4 protein-coding genes are annotated in these 3002 nt (G+C 45.8%); 2 read left to right on the forward strand and 2 right to left on the reverse strand.

The window, feature by feature from the left end:
* The first annotated feature begins 575 nt into the window (after positions 1-575).
* Together ENN47_01715 and ENN47_01720 are read left to right on the forward strand one after the other, a co-directional pair.
* Positions 576-1004 (forward strand): NUDIX domain-containing protein, encoded by a 429-nt coding sequence (locus ENN47_01715; GenBank protein ID HDP76904.1) that lies wholly within the window; start codon positions 576-578, stop codon positions 1002-1004.
* 11 nt (positions 1005-1015) lie between these two features.
* A complete protein-coding gene (locus ENN47_01720) occupies positions 1016-1609 on the forward strand; it encodes an N-acetyltransferase (GenBank protein ID HDP76905.1) in 594 nt (197 codons plus the stop codon).
* A 161-nt stretch (positions 1610-1770) separates the two neighbouring features.
* Here the strand turns inward: ENN47_01720 and ENN47_01725 are convergent, their stop codons facing one another.
* Positions 1771-2271: a TRZ/ATZ family protein gene (locus ENN47_01725; protein ID HDP76906.1), complete on the reverse strand. Its 501-nt coding sequence runs from the start codon at positions 2269-2271 to the stop codon at positions 1771-1773.
* Positions 2261-3002 (reverse strand): fumarate hydratase (locus ENN47_01730; protein ID HDP76907.1); only part of this gene is annotated, 742 nt, incomplete at its 5' end. The genes ENN47_01730 and ENN47_01725, both read right to left, overlap by 11 nt.

The following is a 3002-nucleotide window of genomic DNA, read 5'->3' on the forward strand; positions in this document are numbered from 1 at the left end:
AAAGCACTTCCGGGGGCAGAAGTTACTTCCGATATCGGAAGTGCTTTGCAGTTCTTTGTGGTCATTCGGGATTCCGTTTCTTTCCATTGCGTTGACGATCGGTCCTGACAATTCGTATGATGTGGAGAGCTGTTGCATGCAGCTGGCCTGAAAGAGCGACATTCCGTATTCTGAAAGTGTTTCCGCATCTCGTTCTTTAGCGAAAACCTAGAACGGCTTTCCTGTTACCATAGCGGCATAATCTCTTTGCATGGAAGTGTCCTCTTAGGCGGAGCAGACGAAGAGCCCCGCTCAACTATTCTTTTCTGTCATTAGGAATATTCTGGCAGACTTTTGCTTTCGATTTCTCATATAGCGTGAAAAATGGAGTCTGACTCTATTTAACTAAGGAGATAGAATCAAGTACGGTAACTACAGCTCTCCAAGTGTGGCCATTGAGATTGCAGGAGTTTTGGGGATGCCGAGGAGCGCACGAATGTGCGATAATTCTACGGCGTGGGCTTCTGCAAAAATCTCCACCCGGTTATCATTCGCTGCTGTATCACTATTGTGGTTGAAGTGTTGAGGAGTGTAATATGAAAGTGGAATTCTATGAAAGATGCCAGATAGAAGACAAGAAGCTAATGTACGCTGTAATCGTCTCGAACTACAGGGGTAGATGGCTCTTTGTACGGCATAAGGCAAGAGCAACTTGGGAGATCCCTGGTGGAAGAAGGGAATATGACGAACCAATAATCCAGACTGCCCACAGGGAGTTGTTTGAAGAAACCGGGGCACTAAAGTATATCCTAACTGAAGTATGCGACTATTCCGTCACCGGAGACAGTCCAGATTATGGACGTGTGTACTCTGCAGAGATCACGGAACTAGGCCGGTTGCCTGCCTTTGAAATAGCAGCAAGGATGCTGTCGATGAATCTACCGGACCAAATGACGTATCCGGATATCCAATCTCAGATTTTCGAGAAGGTGTTGGCTATTCGAGAACGTGGACACCTTTTTTAGGAGGTTGCAGAATGAATATCGAGATTAGGAAATTGACATCGGACATGTTGGAAGACTACCTGAACTTCTTCGAAACTGAAGCTCATGCAGACAACGAAGAGGAGGACAGGTGCTATTGGGTGTGTTGGTGTAGCGCTGATCACCGCGTTGAGACAGATTTTTCGTCTCCGGAGAAGAGGCGGGATCTAGCAGTGCAATATATCACGGCGGGAATAATACAGGGATATCTGGCATATTGCGATGATCGTGTCGTTGGCTGGTGCAATGCCAACACTAAATCACACTGTATACACTGCACGAGCTGGCTGCGATTTATGAGCGAAATAAATACAATAGAGCCCGATCCAAATAGCAGAGTGAAATCCATATTCTGTTTTGCAATCGCGCCGACCATGAAGAGAAAAGGAATTGCCACCCAATTGCTGGAATATGTTTGCAAAGACTCGGCGGATGACGGTTTTGATTATATTGAGGCTTACCCCAACAAGAAGTTTGTGAATTCGTTTTCTGATTTCATGGGTCCGGTTGACATGTTTAAGAGGCACGGCTTTATCTCTTATGGAGAAACTGAACATAAGCTGGTAATGAGAAAACACTTGAAGTAACCAAACAAGCTAACCAGCCAATGGAGAACCGATTTCTTTGCTCTTGGCTAACTACCTACCACGAACAACGGCTCCGAAAAAGCATGTCCCTGCTTTCTGGGTCTAATGAATGTGGACAGAATGTCAAAACGGAGTCTGCCCCGAAAGACGAAAGAGAAGAGCTACTTCACGTGCGTATCGAACACGTCGTTTCCAAGTGAATCGATGGCAACGTACAGCGGGAAATCCTTGACCATAGTACTGAAGATAGCTTCTGCGCCAAGGTCTTCGAATGCCAAAACTTTCATACTCAAGATTGTACCTGCCAGAGCAGCGGCAGCCCCGCTGGGAGCCAAGAAGTAAACCCTTCCGTAATTCTTGCAGAGAGAGACGGCTATCCGACTTCTCTTCCCCTTACCAACAGTTGCCAGAACGCCCTTCAAATAGAGCATCTCCAGAAATGAATCCATTCTATTCGAAGTTGTAGGGCCTATGGCTCCGAACAAATCGTTCACTGATTTGGCAGGTCCGGCGTAGAATACAATTCGTTTGTCCAGATTTATCGGAAGTTCTTCATTTTTCTCGATCATCATGCTCAGTCTTTTCTGCGCAGCATCTCTCATAACAAGAAACTCACCCGAATAATCTAGCTCATCACCCACACGCAATTCTTCAATCTTCAAGAACAACTCTCCCCTTTCTGGCGATATAGCAGTCCACCGCAAGCCCTACTGGCATTATTGCTATGTGTGAGGGATAGGTCTCAATGTGCACAGAATAGGCGGTTATCCCTTTCCCCAGACCCTGATAGCCTATCTTAAGATCGTTTATTTCTGCAAGTATTCTATCTTCAAGTGCAGCGTATTCGCTGTCGGGATGTCTCTCATTGAAGGATCTTGTGAGGGCGAGTTTGGCAAGAACCATTACCTTGTCAGAACTTCCACCGATTCCGATTCCAACTTTCAAAGGAGGACACCCTCTCGCAGCGCTTTCTTTGAGAGAGTCGACTATGATCTGAACCACATCATCTACGCCAGAAGAAGGATTCATCATGAAAAGTCGAGAAAGATTCTCGCTACCTCCCCCTTTCACGAGAAATCGGATTTCAAGCTTGGCTCCCTTCACCGGGAAGATATGGCATACTACCGGCGTGTTATCATAGGTATTCTCTCTACGAAGCAACGGATCAGAGACTATGGAGTACCTGAAAGGCCTTGCTTTGTATATTTCTCTGATTGTGGAATTAAGTGTTTCTATTATTGGTTCTTCTAGAGTTACTTCGTTGCCCTGAAAGACGAAGAATTCTAGAAAACCTGTATCCTGACAAATGGGGAGTCCTGTTCTCCTAGAAATGGTGACGTTTTTCTTCAAGACTTCCGAGAATGGCCCTTGATAGAGATCGAGCTGCTCGACA

It is taken from the genome of Mesotoga infera (assembly GCA_011045915.1).
GTDB classification, from domain to species: domain Bacteria; phylum Thermotogota; class Thermotogae; order Petrotogales; family Kosmotogaceae; genus Mesotoga; species Mesotoga infera_D.